At 66.2% G+C, this 21,934-nt stretch carries 29 protein-coding genes and 1 pseudogene; 10 read left to right on the top strand and 20 right to left on the bottom strand.

The window, feature by feature from the left end; all coding sequences use genetic code 11:
• Position 1 precedes the first annotated feature (1 nt).
• The 4 genes from trbE to trbB are packed head-to-tail and all read right to left on the bottom strand — an operon-like array spanning position 2 to position 4,012.
• On the bottom strand, positions 2–2,437 hold the full coding sequence (trbE, locus tag LH20_RS19785; RefSeq protein ID WP_053555698.1) for a conjugal transfer protein TrbE: 2,436 nt from the start codon (positions 2,435–2,437) through the stop codon (positions 2–4).
• Entirely contained in the window at positions 2,434–2,703 is a 270-nt protein-coding gene (locus tag LH20_RS19790) for a VirB3 family type IV secretion system protein (RefSeq protein ID WP_053555699.1), read from the bottom strand. The genes trbE and LH20_RS19790 overlap by 4 nt, the downstream gene beginning before the upstream one ends.
• Complete coding sequence (locus tag LH20_RS19795) at positions 2,703–3,035, bottom strand: TrbC/VirB2 family protein (RefSeq protein ID WP_053555700.1); 333 nt, start codon at positions 3,033–3,035, stop codon at positions 2,703–2,705. The genes LH20_RS19790 and LH20_RS19795 overlap by 1 nt, the downstream gene beginning before the upstream one ends.
• The gene (gene trbB / locus LH20_RS19800; protein WP_053555701.1) at positions 3,032–4,012 is read right to left on the bottom strand and encodes a P-type conjugative transfer ATPase TrbB; all 981 of its coding nucleotides are present in this window, start codon (positions 4,010–4,012) and stop codon (positions 3,032–3,034) included. The genes LH20_RS19795 and trbB overlap by 4 nt, the downstream gene beginning before the upstream one ends.
• Positions 4,013–4,232: 220 nt before the next feature.
• On the opposite strand from trbB, the gene LH20_RS19805 reads away from it, so the two are divergent.
• The 4 genes from LH20_RS19805 to LH20_RS23620 all read left to right on the top strand — a co-directional run bounded on the left by LH20_RS19805 (position 4,233) and on the right by LH20_RS23620 (position 6,598).
• On the top strand, positions 4,233–4,751 hold the full coding sequence (locus LH20_RS19805; RefSeq protein WP_053555702.1) for a LuxR C-terminal-related transcriptional regulator: 519 nt from the start codon (positions 4,233–4,235) through the stop codon (positions 4,749–4,751).
• Between the two features lie 61 nt (positions 4,752–4,812).
• Positions 4,813–5,145 carry a hypothetical protein gene (locus tag LH20_RS19810; protein ID WP_053555703.1) on the top strand — a complete coding sequence of 111 codons (333 nt, stop codon included), beginning with the start codon at positions 4,813–4,815 and terminating at the stop codon, positions 5,143–5,145.
• A gap of 41 nt (positions 5,146–5,186) precedes the next feature.
• A complete protein-coding gene (locus LH20_RS23615; protein ID WP_053555704.1) occupies positions 5,187–5,660 on the top strand; it encodes a hypothetical protein in 474 nt (157 codons plus the stop codon).
• A 137-nt stretch (positions 5,661–5,797) separates the two neighbouring features.
• Positions 5,798–6,598 (top strand): JAB domain-containing protein, encoded by an 801-nt coding sequence (locus tag LH20_RS23620; RefSeq protein ID WP_235527042.1) that lies wholly within the window; start codon positions 5,798–5,800, stop codon positions 6,596–6,598.
• On the opposite strand, the gene LH20_RS19825 is transcribed toward LH20_RS23620, so the two are convergent.
• The 13 genes and pseudogenes from LH20_RS19825 to LH20_RS23810 form a co-directional block, all read right to left on the bottom strand.
• Positions 6,574–7,014, bottom strand: a complete 441-nt coding sequence (locus tag LH20_RS19825) for a ribbon-helix-helix protein, CopG family (RefSeq protein ID WP_053555705.1) — start codon at positions 7,012–7,014, stop codon at positions 6,574–6,576. The two genes, LH20_RS23620 and LH20_RS19825, sit on opposite strands and share 25 nt — an antisense overlap.
• Entirely contained in the window at positions 7,011–9,059 is a 2,049-nt protein-coding gene (locus LH20_RS19830; RefSeq protein WP_053555706.1) for a conjugal transfer protein TraG, read from the bottom strand. Before LH20_RS19830 ends, LH20_RS19825 begins: the two co-directional genes overlap by 4 nt.
• A gap of 28 nt (positions 9,060–9,087) precedes the next feature.
• The gene (locus LH20_RS19835) at positions 9,088–10,833 is read right to left on the bottom strand and encodes a relaxase/mobilization nuclease domain-containing protein (protein ID WP_053555707.1); all 1,746 of its coding nucleotides are present in this window, start codon (positions 10,831–10,833) and stop codon (positions 9,088–9,090) included.
• Positions 10,834–11,064: 231 nt separating this feature from the next.
• Positions 11,065–11,814, bottom strand: a complete 750-nt coding sequence (locus LH20_RS19840; RefSeq protein ID WP_083455511.1) for a lytic transglycosylase domain-containing protein — start codon at positions 11,812–11,814, stop codon at positions 11,065–11,067.
• A gap of 3 nt (positions 11,815–11,817) precedes the next feature.
• Entirely contained in the window at positions 11,818–12,150 is a 333-nt protein-coding gene (locus tag LH20_RS19845) for a DUF736 domain-containing protein (protein ID WP_053555708.1), read from the bottom strand.
• A gap of 5 nt (positions 12,151–12,155) precedes the next feature.
• On the bottom strand, positions 12,156–12,725 hold the full coding sequence (locus LH20_RS19850; RefSeq protein WP_053555709.1) for a S26 family signal peptidase: 570 nt from the start codon (positions 12,723–12,725) through the stop codon (positions 12,156–12,158).
• On the bottom strand, positions 12,722–13,228 hold the full coding sequence (locus tag LH20_RS19855; protein WP_053555710.1) for a DUF2840 domain-containing protein: 507 nt from the start codon (positions 13,226–13,228) through the stop codon (positions 12,722–12,724). The genes LH20_RS19850 and LH20_RS19855 overlap by 4 nt, the downstream gene beginning before the upstream one ends.
• Positions 13,228–13,479, bottom strand: a complete 252-nt coding sequence (locus LH20_RS19860; RefSeq protein WP_053555711.1) for a helix-turn-helix transcriptional regulator — start codon at positions 13,477–13,479, stop codon at positions 13,228–13,230. Before LH20_RS19860 ends, LH20_RS19855 begins: the two co-directional genes overlap by 1 nt.
• 97 nt (positions 13,480–13,576) lie before the next feature.
• Positions 13,577–14,155, bottom strand: a complete 579-nt coding sequence (locus LH20_RS24075; protein ID WP_235527043.1) for a DUF2285 domain-containing protein — start codon at positions 14,153–14,155, stop codon at positions 13,577–13,579.
• 46 nt (positions 14,156–14,201) lie between these two features.
• A pseudogene (locus LH20_RS24280) lies at positions 14,202–14,534 on the bottom strand (transcriptional regulator domain-containing protein); the annotation flags it as partial.
• Complete coding sequence (locus tag LH20_RS19870; RefSeq protein WP_053555712.1) at positions 14,501–14,818, bottom strand: DUF736 domain-containing protein; 318 nt, start codon at positions 14,816–14,818, stop codon at positions 14,501–14,503. The gene LH20_RS19870 and the pseudogene LH20_RS24280, both read right to left, overlap by 34 nt.
• 321 nt (positions 14,819–15,139) lie before the next feature.
• Positions 15,140–15,580, bottom strand: a complete 441-nt coding sequence (locus LH20_RS19875; RefSeq protein ID WP_053555713.1) for a hypothetical protein — start codon at positions 15,578–15,580, stop codon at positions 15,140–15,142.
• 123 nt (positions 15,581–15,703) lie between these two features.
• Complete coding sequence (locus tag LH20_RS23810; protein ID WP_172709593.1) at positions 15,704–15,868, bottom strand: hypothetical protein; 165 nt, start codon at positions 15,866–15,868, stop codon at positions 15,704–15,706.
• A 339-nt stretch (positions 15,869–16,207) separates the two neighbouring features.
• On the opposite strand from LH20_RS23810, the gene LH20_RS19880 reads away from it, so the two are divergent.
• Entirely contained in the window at positions 16,208–16,558 is a 351-nt protein-coding gene (locus tag LH20_RS19880) for a helix-turn-helix domain-containing protein (RefSeq protein ID WP_053555714.1), read from the top strand.
• The gene (locus tag LH20_RS19885; RefSeq protein ID WP_053555715.1) at positions 16,548–17,822 is read left to right on the top strand and encodes a type II toxin-antitoxin system HipA family toxin; all 1,275 of its coding nucleotides are present in this window, start codon (positions 16,548–16,550) and stop codon (positions 17,820–17,822) included. Before LH20_RS19880 ends, LH20_RS19885 begins: the two co-directional genes overlap by 11 nt.
• A gap of 73 nt (positions 17,823–17,895) precedes the next feature.
• Here the strand turns inward: LH20_RS19885 and LH20_RS19890 are convergent, their stop codons facing one another.
• The gene (locus tag LH20_RS19890) at positions 17,896–18,216 is read right to left on the bottom strand and encodes a DUF736 domain-containing protein (RefSeq protein WP_053555716.1); all 321 of its coding nucleotides are present in this window, start codon (positions 18,214–18,216) and stop codon (positions 17,896–17,898) included.
• Positions 18,217–18,562: 346 nt separating this feature from the next.
• On the opposite strand from LH20_RS19890, the gene LH20_RS19895 reads away from it, so the two are divergent.
• From LH20_RS19895 to dmeF, 3 genes are all read left to right on the top strand, one after another.
• Complete coding sequence (locus tag LH20_RS19895) at positions 18,563–18,814, top strand: DUF7662 domain-containing protein (RefSeq protein WP_053555717.1); 252 nt, start codon at positions 18,563–18,565, stop codon at positions 18,812–18,814.
• 119 nt (positions 18,815–18,933) lie between these two features.
• A complete protein-coding gene (locus tag LH20_RS19900; protein ID WP_053555718.1) occupies positions 18,934–19,206 on the top strand; it encodes a metal/formaldehyde-sensitive transcriptional repressor in 273 nt (90 codons plus the stop codon).
• Between the two features lie 10 nt (positions 19,207–19,216).
• Positions 19,217–20,194 carry a CDF family Co(II)/Ni(II) efflux transporter DmeF gene (dmeF, locus tag LH20_RS19905; RefSeq protein WP_053555719.1) on the top strand — a complete coding sequence of 326 codons (978 nt, stop codon included), beginning with the start codon at positions 19,217–19,219 and terminating at the stop codon, positions 20,192–20,194.
• A gap of 125 nt (positions 20,195–20,319) precedes the next feature.
• Here the strand turns inward: dmeF and LH20_RS19910 are convergent, their stop codons facing one another.
• Positions 20,320–20,583 carry a hypothetical protein gene (locus LH20_RS19910; protein ID WP_053555720.1) on the bottom strand — a complete coding sequence of 88 codons (264 nt, stop codon included), beginning with the start codon at positions 20,581–20,583 and terminating at the stop codon, positions 20,320–20,322.
• Between the two features lie 246 nt (positions 20,584–20,829).
• Complete coding sequence (locus LH20_RS19915) at positions 20,830–21,474, bottom strand: alpha/beta hydrolase (RefSeq protein ID WP_235527215.1); 645 nt, start codon at positions 21,472–21,474, stop codon at positions 20,830–20,832.
• Positions 21,475–21,583: 109 nt separating this feature from the next.
• Here LH20_RS19915 and LH20_RS19920 point away from each other — a divergent pair, with 109 nt between their 5' ends.
• Positions 21,584–21,913, top strand: coding sequence for a hypothetical protein (locus LH20_RS19920; RefSeq protein ID WP_053555721.1), 330 nt, complete (start codon positions 21,584–21,586; stop codon positions 21,911–21,913).
• Positions 21,914–21,934 lie beyond the last annotated feature (21 nt).

Consider the following 21,934-nt stretch of genomic DNA (forward strand, 5'->3'; position numbering starts at 1 on the left):
TTCACTCCTTCAGGGTGGAAGATTCGAGATTGGCGAGGAGATCGGCCGCCCAGTCGAGGCGGCGCTCACGCAGCCAGGCGGCGGCAAAGCCATCACCGCCATGTTCGGCGACGAGTTCGCCGATGCGGATCTGGTCGGTCTTGGAAGACGCGGCGGTGAAGGCGAGCGCGACCTCGCCGAGGCCCAGTTCGAACAGCCGGTTCCCGCGCCGCGACTGGCAATAATAGTCGCGCTTCGGGGTCGCGCGGCTCAATATCTCGATCTGCCGGTCGTTGAGGCCGAAGCGCTCATAGACCCGCGCGATCTGCGGCTCGGCGGCGCGTTCATTGGGGAGGAAGATGCGCGTCGGACAGCTCTCGATGATCGCGGGCGCGATGCTCGAGCTCTCGATATCGGCGAGGCTCTGCGTCGCGAAGATGACGCTCGCATTCTTCTTGCGCAGCGTTTTCAGCCATTCGCGCAGCTGCGCGGCGAAGGCCGGGCTGTCGAGGATAAGCCAGCCCTCGTCGATGATGATCAGGGTCGGCGAGCCATCGAGCCGCTGCCCGATGCGGTGAAAGAGATAGGCGAGCACCGCGGGAGCGGAAGCGGCGCCGACGAGCCCCTCGGTCTCGAGCGCCTGCACACGCGCGTCGCCGAGGCGTTCGACCTCCGCATCGAGGAGCCGTCCCCAGGGTCCGCCGACCAGATAGGGCGCCAGTGCCTGCTTCAATTCCTGCGACTGGAGGAGGACCGCAAGCCCGGTCAGCGTCCGCTCCACGACCGGCGCGGTGGCCAGCGACGTCAGCGCCGACCAGAGATGCTCCTTCGCGGCCGGATCGACCGCCACGCCTTCGCCCGCGAGGAGCGCAGCCAGCCATTCAGCGGCCCACGCGCGTTCGCCCGCCTCATCGATGCGCGCGAGCGGCTGCAGCGCGACGCCGCCGCCGTCATCCTGCAAGGCACCGCCCAGATCCTGCCAGTCGCCGCCCATGGCGAGCGTCGCGGCGCGGATCGAGCCGCCGAAATCGAAGGCGAAGATCTGGCCATGCTCATAGCGCCGGAACTGCAACGCCATCAGCGCGAGGAGCACCGACTTGCCGGCGCCTGTCGGGCCGACGACGAGGCCGTGGCCGACGTCGCCGACATGAAGAGTGAGGCGGAACGGAGTCGAGCCTTCGGTCTTGCCATAGAGCAAGGGGGCATCACCGAAATGCTCGTCCCGTTCCGCCCCCGCCCACACCGCTGACAAGGGTATGAGGTGGGCGAGATTGAGCGTTGAAATGGGTGGCTGGCGGACATTGGCATAAACATGCCCGGGCAGGCTCCCGAGCCAGGCGTCGACCCCGTTCATGCCCTCGACGGTACAGGTGAAATCGCGGCCCTGGATGACCTTCTCGGCGAGCCGCAGCTTTTCGGCCGCGATGGCGGGATCCTTGTCCCACACCGTCAGCGTCGCGGTCACATAGGCGATGCCCGCATGATCGGCGCCGAGTTCCTGCAAAGCCATGTCGGCGTCGGCCGCCTTGTTCGAGGCGTCCGAGTCCATGAGCACCGAGGCCTCGTTGGTCATCACTTCCTTGAGGATCGCGGCGACCGATTTGCGCTTGGCGAACCATTGCCGCCGGATTTTGGTCAGCAGCTTCGTCGCGTCGGTCTTGTCGAGCATGATCGCGCGCGTCGACCAGCGATAGGCGAAAGCGAGCCGGTTGAGCTCGTCGAGCAGGCCCGGCCAGGTCGCGGTCGGAAAGCCGGTGATCGTCAGCGTGCGGAGATGATGCTCGCCGAGCCGCGGCGCGAGCCCGCCGACGAGCGGCTGGTCGGTCAGCAGCGCGTCGAGGTAGACGGGTGTTTCGGGGACGCGGACGCGCTGCCGATTGGTCGAGACGCAGCTGTGGAGATAGGTGAGTGTCTCGCCGTCGCCCAGCCATTCGGCCTCGGGAACGAAGCCTTCGATCAGATGGAGGAGCCGCCCGCTGCGGTCGACAAAGCCTTTCAGCAGTTCTTTGGGATCGACTCCCGCCTCCGAGCGCCCCTCATAAAGCCAGGCTTCCGCACGCGCGACCTCTTCCGCGGGCGGCATCCAGAGCAGGGTCAGATAATAGAAGCTTTCGAAATGCGTGCCTTCCTCGCGGAACTGCTCGCGGCGCTCGACATCGACCAGCGCCGAGACGGCGTCGGGGAAATCGGAGACCGGATAGGATATCGCGGGAACACGCTGCGCCTCAACGAAGACCGCCCACCCCGAGCCCAGCCGCCGCAGCGCATTGTTGAGCCGCGCGGTCACCGAGACGAGTTCGGCCGGGGTCGCGCTGTCGAGGTCGGGACCGCGAAAGCGCGCAGTGCGCTGGAAGGAGCCATCCTTGTTGAGGACGACGCCCTCGGCGACGAGTGCCACCCAGGGAAGATAGTCGGCGAGGGAAGCGGATTTGGTGCGATATTCGGCGAGGTTCATCATGGGCGCATCCAGACAGGAAATTTGAGGTGGCGGCGGGCGACGTCGACGAACTGCGGGTCGTGCCGCGCCGCCCAAACCGAAAGGGCATGGCCGATCGCCCAGAGGGCAAGGCCGGCGATCCAGAGCCGAAGGCCAAGCCCGATCGCGCCGGCGAGGGTGCCGTTGACGATCGCAAGGCTGCGCGGCGCGCCGCCGAGCAGGATCGGCTCGGCGAGCGCGCGGTGGACCGGCGCGAAGAAACCCGGAATGTCGGCCTCCTGTGCCATCAGACGAGCGCCCCGCCGCCGAAGGAGAAGAAGGAGAGGAAAAAGCTCGACGCCGCGAAGGCGATCGACAGGCCGAAGACGATCTGGACCAGCCGGCGGAATCCGCCCGAGGTATCGCCGAAGGCAAGGCTCAGGCCGGTGACGATGATGATGATCACCGCGACGATCTTGGCGACCGGACCCTCGATGCTCTCGAGGATCGACTGGAGCGGCGCTTCCCAGGGCATTGACGAGCCGCCCGCATGGGCCGGAACAGCGGCGATCATCGCGACGACGATCGCGGTCGAAGTGAGCATGGCGCGTCGGGCGCCATGCCGGGCGGCACGGATCATGAGCTTTCTCCTTCTTGTTGGTGCGGGACAAGGCGATATGCGCCGGTGGCGGGATCGAGCCCTTCGACCCGCGCCAGTTCGGACAGGCGCCGGCCGGTCCCGTCGCGGACGAGGACGGCAACAAGGTCGATGGTTTCGGCAAGCAGCGCGCGCGGCGCGGTGACGACCGCCTCCTGGATGAGTTGCTCCATGCGGCGGAGCGCCCCGAGCGCGCTTCCGGCGTGGATCGTACCGATCCCGCCCGGATGCCCCGTCCCCCAGGCCTTCAGCAGATCGAGCGCTTCGGGGCCGCGCACCTCGCCGATCGGAATGCGATCGGGCCGGAGGCGGAGTGACGAGCGCACGAGGTCGGTGAGCGATGCAATCCCGTCCTTGGTGCGCATGGCGACGACATTGCGCGCGGCGCACTGCAACTCGCGAATATCCTCGATGAGGATGATCCGGTCATCGGTGCCGGCGATCTCGGCGAGCAGCGCGTTGGCGAGCGTCGTCTTGCCGGTTCCGGTGCCGCCGGCGACGAGAATGTTCATCCGCCCGGCGACCGCATGCCGCAGCGCGGCGGCGGCAGCTGGCGCCATGATGCGCGCGCCCACATAGTCGTCGAGCGTGAAAACGGCTGCCGCCGGCTTGCGGATCGCGAAGGCCGGAGCGATCACGACGGGCGGCAGCAATCCTTCGAACCGTTCGCCGCCGCCAGGCAGTTCGGCCGATACGCGGGGACTCCTGCCATGAACTTCGGCGCCGACATGATGCGCGACGAGACGGATGATGCGTTCGCCATCCGCCGCGCTCAGACATGTACCGCTGTCCGCGATGCCCTCGCCGAGCCGGTCGACCCAGAGGCGGCCGTCCGGATTGAGCATGATCTCGACGACTTGCGGGTCGGCAAGCCAACCGGCGATCGCCGCTCCGAATGCGGTCTGCAACATGCGCGCGCTGCGATTTCGCGCTTCGAGCCGGATCGGTTCTGCTGCCATGGGAGGACCCCGTTTCGCGGCGCCGGACCGGAGTGTCCGTGCGACGGGGCCGAGTAAGAGACGCAGGGATTGCCCCAATTCAACAAGCTTTTGAGCGCGTCGCAGCGTGGCGTTGAAAGACAGGCTATGGCGTAGGCGCCGTCATCGCGAACGAGCGGCCGCGCCCCCGCGAATCACCCCCGGGGCTTGTGCCGGAGGCAATTTTGACAAGAGTGTGAACATGAGTGATTCGAGGTCGCACACATTTGAGGACGCCGAACGCTGGGCGCGCCTCACCGACAAGCAGCGGGCCTGTCTCGATCTCCTGATCGAGCGACAGACCTCGAAGCAGATCGCGCGGCAGCTCGGAATCGCCAAGCCCACGGTCGATCTCCGGCTGACCAAGGCGCGCGACATATTGGGGACGGCGAACCGCGACGAGACCGCGATCGTCTATGCCCGTCTCAAACAGACCTATGACCGGATCACATGCGATCCGATCGACCTTCCGCCGCCACCCACGCTCGTGCCATCCCACTTCCCGGACGGAGGCCCGGCCGACGCGATGGCGCTGAACGACAGTGTCCTGGCGGCGGACGGGCCGATGGAGGCCAGCCCGCCGTTCAGGGATTTCTGGAGGCATGACCATGCCCGGACAAGGCGAGCGCTGATCATGGCGGCCATGCTGGTCGCACTGGTCCTGCTCATCTTATCGGGGCTCGCCATCGCCCAGGCGCTGACGACGCTGATCTCCGGCTGATCCCTTTCACTTGTGCCCAAGCAATCGCCGGATCGCCCCGCTTTCCGGAAAAGGAGAAGTCATGTCCAAGGAAATCAGTTTTGCAGCAGCTCGTCTCGAGCGCGACGTCGCGGCTGCGGAAGGCAGGGTCGACGATGCCCTCATCGCGGTATCCTCGCTGACGACAAGTGTCGTGACCGCACGCCGCGATATCATCGGCGTGCCGGCCACCAGCGGCCATGCGACGATCCGGCGGCTCGCTAAGGCGCAGATGGCGCTGGTCGATGTGAGCGGCGACATTCTTCGCGTCCATGGCGATCTCGTGCAAATCGGACGCGAGACGGCGGGCTATGACCTCCATGAATGCCCGGCGATCGCCGGTGCGGTTTCCGAGCATCTTCCGGCGGCCGCCTGACTCCGATTGACCGGGAGCAGCCAGCATGAAAGGTTCGGGCGATGCGCATGGCATTTTTCCTCGCTTTCTTGCTGGTTGCTCTTGGCTATGCCGCCTGGCGCGGGGGCGGACCCGAACGCGCGATGGCCGCGATCGCGCTGACCATGGTGGGAGCGGACAAGATGCTCCACGCTTTCGTACCGGTCGAATTCGCATCGCTGGACACGGGGCATCTTGCGATCGACCTGTTCGGCGCGACCGCGACCACCCTGCTCGCGCTTTTTGCGCATCGCTTCTGGCCCATGTGCGTCGCGGTGCTCCATATACTCCCGCTCCTCGCGCACACGAGCCGGTTCCTCGATGTGGAGATTCATCCCGCAGCCTATCTGACGATGCAGGTCGCGAGTTCCTGGCTGGTTCCGCCGATCCTCATCCTCGCAACCTGGCGGCACCAGCGACGTCTGGCGCGCGGCGACAGCGAGCCGTCCTGGTACATCTCGTCGCGTCGGTCGATCCCGAGAACAGCCAATCGATAGCCGAAACGCTACTTGCCGAGTTTCATAGTCTCGATCGCATCTGGTCGCGGTCACCCGAGGCGCTCGCGCGGGTACTCGGCGAAAAGAGTCCGGTCATAGGCCTTTTGCTTGCCGCGCGCGAGGCCGGCCTCGAAGCCATGCGCGCCGAATTGCTCGGTCGCGTGATTGAACCCTCCAGCCCGAAATTGATCGAATATCTCAAGGCCTCGATGGGGGCGCTGCCCGAGGAAATTCTTCGCGTGCTGTTTCTGGACGCGTCGCGCCGGCTCGTCGCCGACGAGCAAATGCAGCATGGCTCGGTTCGGCAGCTGGCATTCTATCCGCGCACCATTTTCCGGCGCGCGTTCGAACTGGACGCGGCGGCTATCCTGCTGGTTCACAATCATCCAAGCGGTGATCCGACTCCGAGCGACAGCGATATTCGCGTGACCGAACAGCTGCGCGACATCGGCCGGGCGCTCGACATCGAACTCATCGACCATATTATCGTCACCCGGCGCGAGCACCGGAAGCTGCCTGCCGGCAAAGCCCGTCCGAAGGGGAGCCCGGGACCGCCATTGACCCTCGGGGACAGCCATCGCGACGAGACGAAGAAAGAGGTTGCCAGCCTCGCACTCGCCAATGCGCGGCGGACCTTGCGCCGGCGGTTGCTGCGCAAGCAGCTTCTGGGCAATGACGAGTTGTTCGGCGAGCCGGCGTGGGACATGCTCATCGACCTCTTCATTCATGAAGGCGAGGCGAAACCGGTGTCGACGAGTAGCCTCGGCATCGCTTCGGGGCTTGGGATGAGCAGCGCGCTGAGATTGGTCCAGCGGCTCTGCGAGGCCGAGCTTCTGGTCCGCACGTCCGATCCCGCCGACGGACGGCGAAATTTCATCCGTCTGGCGCCCGAAGTCGCGCACCGGCTCACCGCCTATTTCGCGGCCGGCGAGGAATGAGTGCCGGACGGCCTGCCCGGCGACACTTCCTCCTGAAATTTCGGCCCGAGTTCCATCCGGCGCGCAAGCGTGTCGACGAAAGCCTCCCACCGCTTCTTGCCGGTGGCCTGGGCCGCCTGCAGCGCCGCATCGGGGAGCGGCGGATTGTTCGTCAGCCAGGATCTGATGAACAGCGCGGCGGTCTCGTTCGACAGCTCGATATGCCATTCGAGCCGCTCGATCTGCCGCGACAGGCGGTCGAGGCGCCGGGCGAGCACCGCCTCGAGCCGCTCCTCCTGATCGGGTGTGAGCAAGGATGCGAGCGCGGCTTCGACGATATCGGTTCGCGTCATGCGCCGGCTGCGCGCCCGTTCGTCGAGCTCGCGGCAAAGCGCGGCATCGAGGCGGAAGGTCCGTTTGACCGCGGGCCTTTTCACAGGTCGATTCCATCGCCCGGATCGAGCGATGCGATACGGGCATTGCGCTGCATCGCCCGGTCCATGGCGCGCCGGTCGCGCGCCGCGTTGCTCCCTTTGCCGCCGCGGTCGAAATCGAACTCGTTGACCTCGGGCACGGGTTCGGATGCCACATTCTCATGGTCGGCGAGGCCCGGCTCCCGCCGGATCTCCGAATTGGCCCCCTCTTCCGCGGTTGCGCCCGCCTCGGCTGGCGCCCCCGTCTTCGCGTCGCCGTCCTCGGCTGGCGGTGCCCGGCGTCCGTCAGGCCCGGGTCCGGGAAGCAGAAGGACGGGCGCCGGTTCCCCGGACCGCGGCGTCCAGTCGTCGTCAGCCCGTTTCGGCGTCCGGGCAGGCGGTGGCGGCGCGAGAATGCGGCTCATGAACCGGGGGTCGACATAATAGCGTGCCTTCGAAGCACGGATCGGCAGCACCCCGGCGGCCATGACGATCTGTTCGCCGGGCGGCAGCTGCATCACTTCGCCCGGCGTCAGCAGCGCGCGGGCGGTTTCGGTGCGCGAGACCATGAGATGACCGAGCCAGGGCGAAAGGCGGTGACCGGCATAATTTTTCATCGCTCGCATTTCGGTCGCGGTCCCGAGCGCATCGGAAATGCGCTTGGCGGTGCGCTCGTCGTTGGTCGCGAAGCTCACCCGGACATGGCAATTGTCGAGGATCGCATTATTCTGCCCATAGGCCTTTTCGATCTGGTTGAGCGACTGGGCGATCAGGAAGGCCTTGATCCCGTATCCCGCCATGAAGGCGAGCGCGCTTTCGAAGAAATCGAGGCGGCCCAGCGCCGGAAATTCATCGAGCATCAGGAGCAGGCGCCGCGGCCGCGCGCCGGGATTGAGTTCCTCGGTGAGCCGCCGCCCGATCTGGTTGAGGATGAGGCGGATCAGCGGCTTGGTGCGGCTGATGTCGCCGGGCGGCACGACGAGATAGAGCGAGGTCGGACGATCCCCCGCCATCAGATCGGCAATCCGCCATTCGGAGCGGCCCGTCACCGCCGCGATGACGGGATCGCGATAGAGGCCGAGGAAGGACATGGCGGTCGAAAGCACGCCCGAGCGTTCATTGTCCGATTTGTTGAGCAGCTCCTGCGCGGCCGCGGCGACGACGGGATGCACGCCCTTGTCCCCCAGATGCCGGGTCGTCTGCATGCGGCGCAGCGTCGAGACGATCGGTCGCCGCGGATCGGAGAGAAAGGCTGCCACGCCGGCGAGCGACTTGTCTTCCTCGGCGTATAGCACATGCAGGATAGCGCCGACGAGCAGGGCATGGCTCGTCTTCTCCCAATGGTTGCGCTTCTCGAGGCTCCCCTCGGGGTCGACGAGCACGTCGGCGACATTCTGGACATCGCGCACTTCCCATTCGCCGCGGCGCACTTCGAGCAGGGGGTTATAGGCTGAAGATCTGGCGTTGGTCGGATCGAACAGCAGCACGCGGCCGTGCAGCGCGCGAAAGCCCGCGGTGAGCTGCCAATTCTCGCCCTTGATGTCATGGACGATGCAACTTCCCGGCCAGGTGAGCAAAGTGGGCACGACGAGCCCCACGCCCTTGCCCGACCGTGTCGGTGCGAAACAGAGAATATGTTCGGCGCCGTCATGCCTCAGATAGTCGCTTCCGAACCGGCCCAGCACGACCCCTTCGCCCCCGAGCATCCCGGCAGCACGAATCTCGCGCCGGCCCGCCCATCGCGCCGAACCATAGGTCTCGGCCTTCTGCCGTTCGCGGGCGCGCCATACCGACATGGCAATCGCGACGATGATGGCGGCGAACCCGCCCGACGCTGCAATCAGCGCCCCCTTGTAGAAGATCGGCGGCGCATAGGCGTCGAAGGCGAACCACCACCAGAAGAAGGCCGGCGGCGGATAGACGGGATAATCGCCAAGGCGGAACCAGGGTTTGCCGAGTTCGGGCTGGAAGGCGAGCGCCGCCGCCGTCCATTGCGTCGCGCCCCAGACCGCCAGGAGGACGATCAGAAACACGGCCGCAATCTGGCCCCAGAGAATCCTGTCGTTCACGCTCGCCTCCCATGATGGATGTCCGGCCTCACAGCCCGATGCCCCTGCCGCGCCCGAGCGCCCAGTCGACCGTTCCGCCCGGCGTCATCGTCCCGGTGACATGCTGGCCAAGATGCTTGTCGAGCGCCGGGCGCCAGGGAACGAGCTGGAAACCGAGCCCGTCGTCGATCATCGCGAAGCGGCCCGAAGACAAAGTGACGCGTTCGCGGTAGATGCCGCTTACATGGTCATCCGCTCCCGAGGGCCTGTGCGCGAGGCCGGTGCGCTCGGCGATCGCGCGGGACGCCGCGTCGAGATCGCTGGAGTTCAAGGTATCGATGAGACCCTGCGCGAGAATGACGCGCTGCCCCTGGCGGCTCGCCAGTCCCTGCTCGGCGAGGTGGCGCGACCGCGCATCCATCGCATCGCGGATTTCGCGCCCGAAGCCTTGATGGCTCGCCGCCGGCTCGCGGGCGACGAGTTGACGGTCAAGCCAGGTCGCGCCGGGCGCCGTCACCTGTGCATCGAGCGGCAGGTCCGATCGCGTCACGAGCGACTGCCGCATCTGCCCCTTCGCGTCGGCCCAGGATCGAAGCTCGACGATGGCCCCGGGCCGCGCGTCGCCGGTCATCTCGATGTCGCTGAACCGCAGATGATGCGTGCGCCCGTCGGCGCCGTCGACAATCGCATAGGCGCTGCCGGCGAGTTCATCGTGAAGCCCGCGATCGACGAGGCGGCCGATGACCTGATCGGTGGGCACATCGCCGTGGAGAGCGAGCACCGACGGGTCGAAGCGGCCGCCATCGCGGGTCAATGCCTGGTGCATGGTCTTGATGATGTCGCCGCGAACCGAGAGGTCGCGCAGCACGGCTTCGGTATCGCCGCGCATGACCCAGATGCCGGACTCGATCTGCTCGGCAAGACCGAGCGCCTCGAGCTTCGCCGCCCGGCCAAGCAACTGCCGATGATGATGCCCATCGGCCCGCCCATCCGGCCGAAGATTGATCTCGCCTGCCCCCTCGGCGGCCATCCGCTCGAGCGTCCGGTCGAGGCTCGTCCAGCGCTCGGCCTCGACCTCGCGCGCGAGCGCATCGGCGATGTCGCGCGCGCTGCGCGGTCCGAGTTCGAGCGTGGCGAGATCCTCGGCGCGCCAGCGCAGTCCTTCGCTCATATAGCCGCGGTCGACGACGAGATCCTGGCCGTCGTCCGCGACGCCGCGCACGAGGATATGGATGTGCGGATTGTCGGTGTTCCAGTGATCGACGGCGATCCAGTCGAGCCCTGTCTCGAGATCCTTTGCCATGTCGGCCATGAGGTCGCGGGTGAAGCGCCTGAGGTCGCCGATCTCCCCGGCATCTTCCGGACTGACGATGAAACGGAAATGATGACGATCATCCTCGCAGCGCGATGCAAAGTCGGCGCGGTCGGCGCGGTCCTCCTCCGCGTCGAACATGGAGGCGTCGCGCCCGTCGCGGGTGACGCCGTCGCGTTCGAGATATTGGATATGGCGCGCGAGCGGCGCCGAGCGGAAGCGCTGGCCCTTGTGGCGCACGATCCGCGCCTTGATGACGACGCGGCGGCCGTCGGCACGAAAGCGTGCCCGCGCGAGCGCGCGGCGGCCGCGGCCATGATGCCCGGTGCTACCGCCGGGCCCCGGCGGACGGCGCGCGAAACCCTTGCGCGCCATGGAGCGACGCACCTGCCCGGCAAGGCTCCGCCCCCGGCGCGATGCCCCGGCCCCGCGGTCCCGCCCCCTTCCCGGCCGGATTTTGAACTCACCGTCGTCACCGCTCACGGCGGGCCTGCCATATCATAAAGCACTGAATTTTCTTCGGAATGTCCGACATCATATGGCCAGGCAATTGCGAGCCATATGAATTTTCCGCTGATTTGCGCCCCTCTTCGACCAAGTGGCTGGCAGCCCTTTTATCTCGCCATACTTCCTTTCCATCCCAGCCAATCCCGCCCTTCCTTGTCGGAACAACCCTAAAAGGCGCAGACGAACGCGGCGGAGCGAGCGAGGCCATCATCGACGGTCCTGACCGGAAAGCGGGACGAAGAGCGGGTGCCGCCCGGCGCCGGTGGCTGGCGCGGCGGTCGTCGGACTATCGGGCAGACTGTTCGAGTCCGGGACGGCCGGCGCGCGATCTTCGACGACAGAGGCGTTATCGCCCCGCGCGGCAAAGAGCGTCGATCGCTGCCAGCCCGGCGCGGCCGAAGGCGGCGCGGCGGCGCGCGAAGCAATGCCGGATGCGCCAAGCTCGGGCGCGATCCGCGCGACATAGGCGCGCGTTTCGGCAGGCAGTCCGCGCCGTCCGGACGCAAAAGCGTCGGCGCGGCCCGGCCCCGCATTATAGGCGGCGAGCATCAGCGGCACATCGCGGTAGCGATCCCACATCGCGCGCAGATAGGCCGCGCCCGCAAGGATGTTCGAACGCACATCGAACGGGTCGGCGCCCAGTCCGTGGCGCGCCGACAACATCGCCCAGGTTGCGGGCATGATCTGCATGAGCCCCATCGCGCCGGCGTGCGAGACGGCGCGCGCGTTGCCCCGGCTTTCGGCATGCATGACGCGCCAGATCCAGCGTTCGGGGATGCCGAAACGCTGCGACGCCTCGGCGACCGATGCCGCATAAGGATGGACATCGGCGCGGGCCGGCGGCGCGGCGACGGCAACGGATGCGCCGCCGAGCGACGCCCCGAGTGCGCAGCCGATTGCCGCGCAGCGCAGCGCGAGCGCAATGGCGGTGCAGGACGATCGCGGCCGGTACGCCATGGCCTAGCTCCGCTCGCGCGCCGACGGGCGCGACCAGAGCAGATGATGTTCCCTATCCTTTTGCGACGCGCGGAGCAGGTTCGCGCGCAGCGGAACCGCGAAGGCGGGGTCGTCGATCTGCACGGCGATGAACGCTCCGGCGCGCTCGCCGGTGCGGTTCCAGCCCGCACCGATTTCGATTCCGCTTGCAGCGTCGCCGAGGAGCAGCCGCCATTCGGGGGCATTTTCAGCCGCCGACGGCTGCGCCCGAACGATGGTGATCACGGCATCGCAGGTGAGGGTGCGCAGACGGCCGGCATAGCCGTCGCCGCACATTTCGAAAGTTCCGATGAGCATCGATATCACTCCATTTCGCTACGGGGAAAAGCAAGATCGCGGCCCGAAGGGCGCCAGCGCAGCGGCGCGCCCGAGGCGTCGCGGGTCAGGATCGGGTGCGCCGGTCCGAGCAGGCCGGTGGTCGGAAGCGGCCCGAAGTACCGCCCGTCGAGACTGTCCGGCGCCGCATTGATCAGGAAGATTTCGCGGGGCCGGACGATGCGGCAGCCGAGCCAGACCGGCAGCGGCCGGCCGGCCCGGTCGCGCGCCAGCGCGTGGGCGACGGCCCGGCCATCGACGGTCACGAAGACGCCCGAGCGACAGACGCGCGCGCCGGGGAGCGCGGCAACGCGCTTGAGAAGCGGCACGCCGCGAGGCAGGTATTTGCGCCGCGCCATATAGACGGCGAGATCAGCTGGCGGTTCGATCGCGACCCAATCGCCGACCACGGGCGCGGCGCCGGGATCGATGCGATACAGACCGACCGGCGCGCTTTGGCTCGCATTCCATAGCAGGCGCGGCGCTGGCACGAACCAGGCCGAAAGACCGAGCAATGTCACGGCCGCAGCGGCAATATGAAGGTAGCGGCGGTTCATAATTCGATGGCCCGGCGGCGCAGCCATGCCGCATGGCGCTCGGCGCTATAGGGACGAAAAGGCATCCCGGCTGCGAGACGGTCGGCGACATGACGCCAATGATCGGGCGATGCATCGCACGGATCGACCCCGGCGGCCTCGACCGCATCGACCGCTTCGAGCACCCGCGACACCTTCGGCCAGCTCTCGATATGGAGCAGAATTTCGCCGCCCGGCCGGATGAACGGCAGCGCCGTATAGGGTTCGCCGACAGCGACCGCGGTGACGATCTGGATGCTCGAGTGGATGGTCCCGAAGTCGTTCGAGGACCAGCGCAAATAGGCGAAGGTCGCTCCCGGACGAAACATGACGATGCGCTTGCGGCGACTGACGATCCGCTCGGCGGCGACGCGGCCAAAGCGGATCCATTGTTCGGCGCGGCCTTCGATCCAGGTCAGTTCGACCTCGGTCAGCGGCGAGTGCGTGTGGGCCGTGCTCGCCGCCGCGATGCCATCGCGCGGCATCAGCGGCGCACCGGCCGCGCCGGATGGACGGTTCCCTTGCCCGGATCGGAGGTCGACGAGCGGCGACCGATCTCGGCCCAGGCGTCGAGATCCTCGATCCCATAGACGACCCGTCCGCCAAGCTTGCGATAGGCCGGCCCGGTCCCATAGCAGCGATGCTTCTCGAGCGTCCGGGCCGACAGCCCGAGATGCAGGGCGGCATCGGGCGTTCGGAGATAGCGCGGGCCAAGGGCGGGCAAAGGGGGATTCATTCGCGTGCTCCTTCCAGCCGCCGGGCCGAAAAAGCCGGTGCGGCGGGTCGTGGAGCGTGGTGGCGCGAAGAGGCGCGGAGGCCGGAGCGGCTAAAATTCAGGGCAATTTTTGTCGCCCCACAGGGCCGGCGAGCAGCGCCCGATAGCCGCCCTGCATCAAGGCGCGTGCTTCCTCGATCAGCCGCTGCGTCCGCCTTCGTTCGGACGAGGATTTCCATTCCGCGCCGCGGCCGACCGACAGGCGGGGATAGATGATGAAGCGCGCGACATCATGAGAGGTGACGCCGGGGGCGCCCGGTCCCTGCAGGAGATCGAGAATGGAAAGCATCATGCCAAGGCGGCGCGCCTGATAGGCGGTCGGCAAGAAACCGGGCGGCGCCGGACCGGGCGCATCGCCGAGCCATCGATCGAACCGCGCAGCCGCCTCGTGGCGCAGGCCGACCAGCGAATCGCGCAGGATCAGGTTCGCAAGCGGGACGCCGGGCTCGTCGGTGCGGAGCCACAGGCGGTGCCAGGCCCGGTCGTCGGCGAAGACGAAGTGCCGGCCATCTTCCAGGCGGCGATCGACGACGACAAGATGGGACGGCGGAATCGCAAAGGCTTCGGCCGCCGGGCATCCCGGCGGCGCCACGTCGAGGATGTTGGTGTAACCGCAGATCGCCGCCGACCAGAGCACAGGGCTTTCGCGCGCAGAGCGGTTCGGCGGGCATGGGAAAGCAAAGACCCCAGCGCCGGGCCATCGCCTCCCGCGCGGCGACATCGCCGCGGCGCCCGCCGGTCATAACGCAGTCATAGTCGCGGACATAAGCAGGATTGCGGCGCAGAAATTCTTGCGCGAAGCCCGGAAAATCGAGCGGCGCCTGCGGCGTCACCTGTAATTGGGCCGTGTCTGCCACCGTCACCTCCTTCCGGATGACGGCAGCATCGCGATCGGATGATATCGGCCTATTCCAACATCGCGGGAGACCGATCCCCAGAAATGGGTATCCCGCCCGGCTGCTGCCGGGCGGGATGCGGGGGCTCAATCGCCGCCGCGGCGGGCCTGGCGGCTCCACACCAGGTCATGTTCCTCGCCTTCGCCGGCGAAGAGCTGGGCGAAGATGGGGGCGGCAAACGTCGGATCGTCGAGCTTGACCGACAGATAGGGCCGCTTGTCCTGCATCTTCTTTTCCCAGGCGGCGCCGACTTCGGCCTCGCCGATGAAGACGCGGTGGCTGGGGGCGTTGCCGCTCGGATTGTCTTCGGGAACGATGCGAACCGATTTCGCCTGCACCGAGAGAGTGACGATCTGTCCCCGATACTCGCCGGAAACCTTCTTGAACGTGCCGATCCTGGCCATGATGCTTGTCCTTTCCTTGGCTCGGGCCGCACCAGCGCGGCCTCGATGCGCATCGGTGGTCAGCAAGGGGCCGGTGCCGCAGCCGTCAGGCCCGCAGCGCAGCGGAGGGCGGCCGTGGTCCGTCTTTCTTGTCTCGCGAGGAACGGCGGCACGCCGGGGGAAGAAAGTCGGTCAGGGCCGTTGCGGCGTTCCGGACCAGCGCAGCGGCTTGCTGACAGATGGCGCATTCCGAGAGGCCGTGCTGGTGCGGCCAGCAACCGGGAAGCGCAGAATGGCCAGGCCCTCCGCGACGAAGAAACACCGGCGGGTCCGGATATTGCGCTATCGAACGGTCGGCTCATCTCGCATCGCGCCCATCGACGACCGGTCCGCCGCCAGCGACCGCCAACTCGCGCAGGCCGCCGCAACCCCGACAAGAATCGCGAGACAAGTTCGCCAACCGCCGTCGATACCGAGAAGGTCCGCCAGCGCCGTTCCCGCTCCCAAGCCCGCAGCACCCGCCGGGCCCATGAAAAGCAATCCGATCAGGAGCCGGATACTTGCCGAGGTGGTTCGAGCGAACAGCCACCGCCCCGCCAGATGGAACCCGATGCCGGTAAGCAGTCCCATCGCAAGTGCTGCGGCCCATCCATTGCCTTGATCGCGAAGGAGGAGGAAGGCGCAAAGGCCGAGGCAGACGGGCAAGGCCAAGGACGCCAGCCGGAACAGCAGCCCGGTCAGATAGAGTGCGGCGATACCGCCGAGGATGATCATCAGCGTCATGGGCGTCGCCCCGCCGGGCGCGCCGACCGCGACGTCGACGGCGTGATATGCCCGCCTGTCCCCACAGCAATCGAGCCAGGACAGAGCCGCGAGCGGCGCTGCCCCGGACCGGGATGGATGCGATCAGCGGCCGAAGGGGTCATATTCGCACACGATCATGTCGGGATCGCCGTCGAACTCGTCGAGCGGCATCACCGAATAGCCTTTGACGGTTTCGATGAGGACGATGATGGTCATCATCGTGCGGGCAAGGTTCCAGCCGAGCGATTGGGCAGTGGAAAGCGGCATGGGTCAAGCTCCTGTCGTTGGGAGCGGGCCATTCCCGCTCGACAGTCGCCCCGCCGGTCGGGGACAGGCCGCAATCACCGCGAGCGAAGCTGCGGCCGCACGCGGAGCGTAGCGGACCCTTTACGGGTTGATTGAAGGAGGCCTGGCTTCGCACCCAGGGATCAGCGGCATTCGAGCGGGATGGCCCGCACCCGCGGCGGGGCCATCCCACACCTGCGAACCCATGCTGGAAATTGACAAATGACTTACAAGAAAGTCATAATATGGATTATGGCTTATGTATAAGGCAAAACTTGACTTTCGCGACGATTACGACTAAGGAAAACGAAAGGATGGTCGATGGCCGACGAGACGACAAAAAAGATCCCACGCAGCTATTCGCGCTACACCCGCGAGGCTGTGCGCCTGCTGGGCGGGCTCATTCGCGCCCGGCGGATCGAACGGCGGCTGAGCGTCGAAGACCTCGCGACGCGCAGCGGCGTGTCGCGCGACATGATGCGCCGTATCGAGCAGGGCGACCCGCGCTGCGCCATCGGCCTCGTCTTCGAGGCGGCCGCGATCGTCGGGGTCGCGCTGTTCGACAGCGACCGGGACCGTCTCGCTGGACATCTCGTCGAGCAGGAAACGAAGCTGCGCCTGCTTCCCAAGGCCGTTCACAAGCCGCGATCCGAGGTGAAGGATGACTTCTGACGTCGCGCCTGCCGGCGAAGCCTTCGTCTGGATATGGCTGCCCGGGGCAACCGAGCCGGTCGTCGCGGGCAGGCTCGCGCGCGCGAGCGATAGCCGGCTCACCTTCAACTATGGCCAAAGCTATCTGGCCCGCGCGGATGCCATCGCGATCTACGAACCCGAATTGCCGCTGCGCGCCGGCCTGATCGAGCCGGCCAGCAAGATGCAGCTGCCAAGCGCGATACGCGATGGCTCGCCCGACGCGTGGGGCCGCCGCGTCATCATCAACCGGATCGGCGGGCGCGACGAGGGTGACCTGGCTCCAGCCGAGCTTGACGAGCTGACCTATCTTCTCGAATCCGGCTCCGACCGGATCGGCATGCTCGATTTCCAGGCGTCGGCCACCGAATATGTACCGCGCCAGCGGCAGAATGCGACGCTCGCCGAATTGATGGAGTCGGCCGAGCGCGTCGAGCGGGGCGTGCCGCTCACACCCGAGCTCGACCAGGCGCTACAACATGGCACATCGCTTGGCGGCGCGCGTCCCAAGGCGCTGATCGACGATGGCGCGCGAAAATATATCGCCAAATTTTCGGCGGCAGCCGACATCTATAATGTCGTGAAAGCCGAATATGTCGCGATGCGCCTCGCCGCGCACGCGGGCCTCAATGTCGCGCCGGTCAAGCTTGCGCGCGCGCTCGGCAAGGATGTGTTGCTCGTCGAGCGCTTCGACCGCGCACCCAAGGAGGACGATTGGACCCGGCGCGGCGTGGTGTCGGCGCTCACCCTCCTTGCCCTCGACGAGACCGAGGCGCGCTATGCGAGCTATGAGGATCTCGCGACCGTGATACGTCACCGGTTCGTCGATCCCGCAGCGACGCTCGCCGAACTTTACGCGCGCATCATATTCAACATTCTGTCCGGAAACACCGACGATCATGCGCGCAACCATGCCGCCTTCTGGGACGGCGGGACGCTGGAGCTTACGCCCGCCTATGACATCTGCCCGCAAGGCCGCACCGGCGGCGAGGCGACGCAGGCGATGCTCATCCTCGGCAACCGGCGGTTCAGCCAATTGTCGCTGTGTCTCGAGGCCGCGCCCGTCTTTCACCTCGACGATGCGCGCGCGCGCGCCATCATCACGGGCCAGCAGGCCGCGATCGAGGCCCATTGGGACGCCGTGTGCGACGAAGCGGCGCTCGGCGGCGCCGAGCGCGCGTTCCTTTGGCGGCGGCAGTTCCTCAACCCGTTCGCCTTCGAGGGTTTTGCAGCCGTCCCGAACTGACCGAGATCCCTGCGCACAAGAGCATTGGCGCAAGCCGACCGGCCCCGCTCGAAAGCGGGACCGGCACGGGCTGTCACGACGGCGGGTTCCAGATGATGACCTTCTTCATCGGATCGTCGCCCGGCGCATTAGCGATATTGCCGTAGATGGTGCCGAACTCGGGTGCCGAAAGCGATACCGACACATATTCGGCGCCGGTGTTCTGCGAGAAGCGTTTCCAGCCGGCACCGAGCTCGAAGCCGTTCTTGCGGCTGACGATGCGGTAATCGGGCTCGCTGTCCTTGGCTTTGCGACCATTCGGGACGATCGCGATCGGCGCGGTGACGTTGAGGGTGGCGAGCGTGCCTTCGAAGCTGCCGTCCGCCTTGACGGTGAGATTTGCGATGGTGGCCATGATAAAGTCTCCTGGATTGATCGGGACCATCCCGATGGCGCTTGCACGAGGGGCCGGGAGCCGCCGTCACCGGAACATCGTGACGGGGAACCCCGAACGGGGTTGACGGCCGGAGGCGATCCGAGGCCCATAGAAAAGCGCCCTAGAGGGGTGGACGATCGACCGGGAGGCTTGCTGCCGCCGTCATTCATCGGCTATTGGACAAGGGCACTTGTGGCATCGTGCGCCACCTGTCTTTCCGCCACGACGATCCGCTGCAAGGTCGGTAGCGCCTTGAAAGCGGCAGGCGCGTTTAAGGGGTCAGAGCTTGTCCTGACTCATTGTTGCCGGGATTGGGGATGCCGCCATGGGCAAATATGATGCGCTTGGGACCTTTTTGCGAAGGTGGAAAGTCCGCAACGACGCCCCTGGTGTCCAACTGAGCTTTGCCCAGATCGAGAGCATCGTCCGCGGCTTGTTGCCGCGCGCTGCGGCCGACCCGCAATGGTGGTGCATGAACGAGCAGGCCGAGCCTCCCCACCGACGGGCTTGGCGCGAAGCGGGCTTCGATGCGATCGCCGACATGGCGGCCGAGCGTGTCTATTTCCAGCGGCGATAAGGCCCAGTCCGGAGCCTGACCTCGAACGATACCACATCCGGCTAGGCTCTGGCCTTCGCCTAAGCCCGTCGAAGCTGACATCTTGCCCTCGGTGCAATTATACCCTACCCCGCTATGCTATGGGCCATCTGAAAGATAATAGCGAGCTTATCGCGAGGGTCAGGCGCATTGCCGGACAAGTGACCTCTGTCGAGAAGGCGCTGGTATCCGACGCGCCATGCGCGACGGTTCTCCATCGCGTCGCCGCTGTTCGCGGCGCGGTGAATGGGCTGCTGGACGAAATCATCGCCCAGCACCTGACCGCGCACGTCGCGGCCCAAGGGCTTTCCGATGACGAGCGCGCGGCGGGCGCTGACGACCTGCTTGCCGTCATCCGTCGATATTCCAAATAGGCGAGACCGCATGACCGCTTCGACAAACGCCGAATATCCGGCACATGATCACGTCTTCTTGGGCGCAGCCCATGATCGAAACGCCCAGCGAACGCTCTGGGTAGTCGGTCTTACGGCCGTGATGATGGTCGCCGAAATCATTGCCGGTTACGTCACCGGCTCGATGGCCCTTCTCGCCGATGGCTTCCACATGGCGACCCATGCCGGTGCTCTCGGCCTTGCGGCGGCCGCCTATAGCTATGCCAAAAAACACCGCAATAATCCCAAATTCAGTTTCGGCACCGGCAAGGTTGGCGACCTGACCGGCTTCGCATCGGCGCTGATCCTCGGCATTTTCGCGCTCGGTATCGCGAGCGAATCCGTCACCCGATTGATCGACCCGGTGCGCGTCGATTTCGGCAATGCCGCGCTGGTTGCGGTACTGGGCCTCCTGGTCAACATCGTGAGCGCGCTGCTGCTGATGGGAGGTTCCGATCATCATCATCATCATCACCACCACCACCATCATCACGAACATGCGCACGCTGAGGGCGATCATCATCCCGATCATCACCACAGTCACGGCCACGATAATAATCTCCGCTCGGCCTATATGCATGTCCTTGCCGACGCACTGACGTCGGTTCTCGCGATCGCGGCCCTTCTCGCAGGGCGCTATCTTGGTCTCCATTGGATGGACCCTGCGATGGGGATCGTCGGCGCTGTCGTGATCGCTCGCTGGTCCTGGTCCTTGATGCGCGACACGGCCGCCGTTCTGCTCGATCGAACCAATGAGCGAATGGATAAGGCGATCCGCTACCGGGTGGGAAAATTCGGAGATGTTTGTCTGACGGACCTTCATGTATGGCGTGTGGGGCCGGAGGCCTATGCGTCGATCGTTGAAGTCGAGGGCGCGATCGATTCAGCCGCTCTGCGGCGCGAACTGATCCATATCCGCGGGATCGCCCATCTCACGATCGGGGTGCATGAACCCCGGCAAAGCGCATGAGGTCGTCGGCAGGACAGTCGAAGGAAGCGCGATCCCTGGCGCTTCGCTTGTCAACTCTGGGGCGCGCAGTTACACGCGGACGCATGCCGAAGCCGCGTTCCTCTCTGCCGGACCGTTTTATCCTGTCACTCTGCGCTTTGCTCATGGCGCTCTATGCGGCCACGATTCCTGCCAAGGCAGCGAATTAACTTCAGCATGCGCCGTCCTTCATGATGGCGCACGATGATAAGGACGCCGCCGACGTCTCCGTCGATGTCATTCATGACAGTGTCGATCATCATGCCGTTCATCATGACGATGCGCCCGATGGCGACGAGGAACCGGGCGACCCCGCCTCGGGCGGCCACCATCATCATGGCGACAACGGCCCCAATCTGCTCGTTCCCCATGCGGCAATGGCGCCGACGAATAGGTCGCCGCCGGAATCGCAGCGGCTCTCGCTGTTCTCTCCTTGTTCTCCCTCGCCGCTTTCCCGAGTTACCTTTCCGACGCATGGCCGAACGCGAGCTATAGCCCGGCTGGAAAGCGTCGCCTGCATTAAGCTCATCGAAGACTACCTCATCCGGACGCCCCCTAAAGGTAGCGTTGGCCGAACTGAGACGGCCCGGTTTGAGTCTCGGACCGCGAAAAGCGGACTAGCGAGCGAAGGCCTCCGCCACGAAATCGCGGCCGAGGCGAAGTCCGACTGGATCGACGGTATGCGCCACGCCGTAGGAGACGTGCGTCGTGACGTCGACGCCGAGACGCTTGAGCTCGCTCTCCGACATGTGCAGCGCGGCGATCGGAACCACGGGATCGGCTGTGCCATGCACCAATAGAACGGGCGGCTTTGGGAGTTCTCCGTGGCTCAACCCGAGCGTCCCTGCCAACATGCCGGAATAGCCCACGACGGCAGCCACCGCCCGCGGTCGCCGCAGCGCGACATGCAGTGCCATCATCGTCCCTTGGCTGAAGCCGACGATGGCGAGGTCGGCCTCGCTCAGGCCATATTGCGCGAGCTTGCGGTCGATGAAGGCGTCGATCGCCGGTGCGGCCGAGGCGGCGCCCGCAGCGAGGACGGACGGCGCGAAGCCGGAAAGCCCCCACCATTGATAGCCCGCCCCCATCGTGCCGCAGCGCTGCGGCGCGTGCGGGGCAAGAAACAAGGTGTCGGGCAGAGCCTCTTGCCACTGCGGCGCCAGCGAGATCATGTCCGTCCCGCTCGACCCGAAGCCGTGCAGCAGCAGGACGAGCTTCTTCGGGGCGCCCCCCGACCGGGGCTGCAAACTTGCTCCATTCACGATCTTCAAAGCTCTGCCTCTTTCATGTCTGCCCAAAGCTATTTGGGCATGGGCAGCCAACCCGGCAACCACGCCACCCGAAAGCGAGCTTTTATGATATTGTCCCGGAATGAAGACTGGCCTGGAACGAGTCGCCCGTGCGCTTTGCGAGCTGGATGCCAACCCACCCGACGCGACGATGGACGGCAAGCCGCTTTGGCAGGATTATCTACCCGAGGCTTGGGCTGCAATCATGGCGGTGCGCGAACCAGACCCCGCTATGATCGGCGCTGGCACCCGTAGAGCGGCCGAGGGCATGGGCGATGACATCGGCGGGATTTATCGCGCCATGATCGATGCCGCGATGGAGGGACAACCCAACGCGCCGCCGAGCGGAGCGGAGCGTAGCGGCGCCGTCACTTGCGGCCGGTGCACGAACCGCTCCGCGGATTGGCGTTAGCCTCGATGTAAAGCGCCCCAG

It is taken from the genome of Sphingopyxis sp. 113P3 (assembly GCF_001278035.1).
Lineage (GTDB): Bacteria > Pseudomonadota > Alphaproteobacteria > Sphingomonadales > Sphingomonadaceae > Sphingopyxis.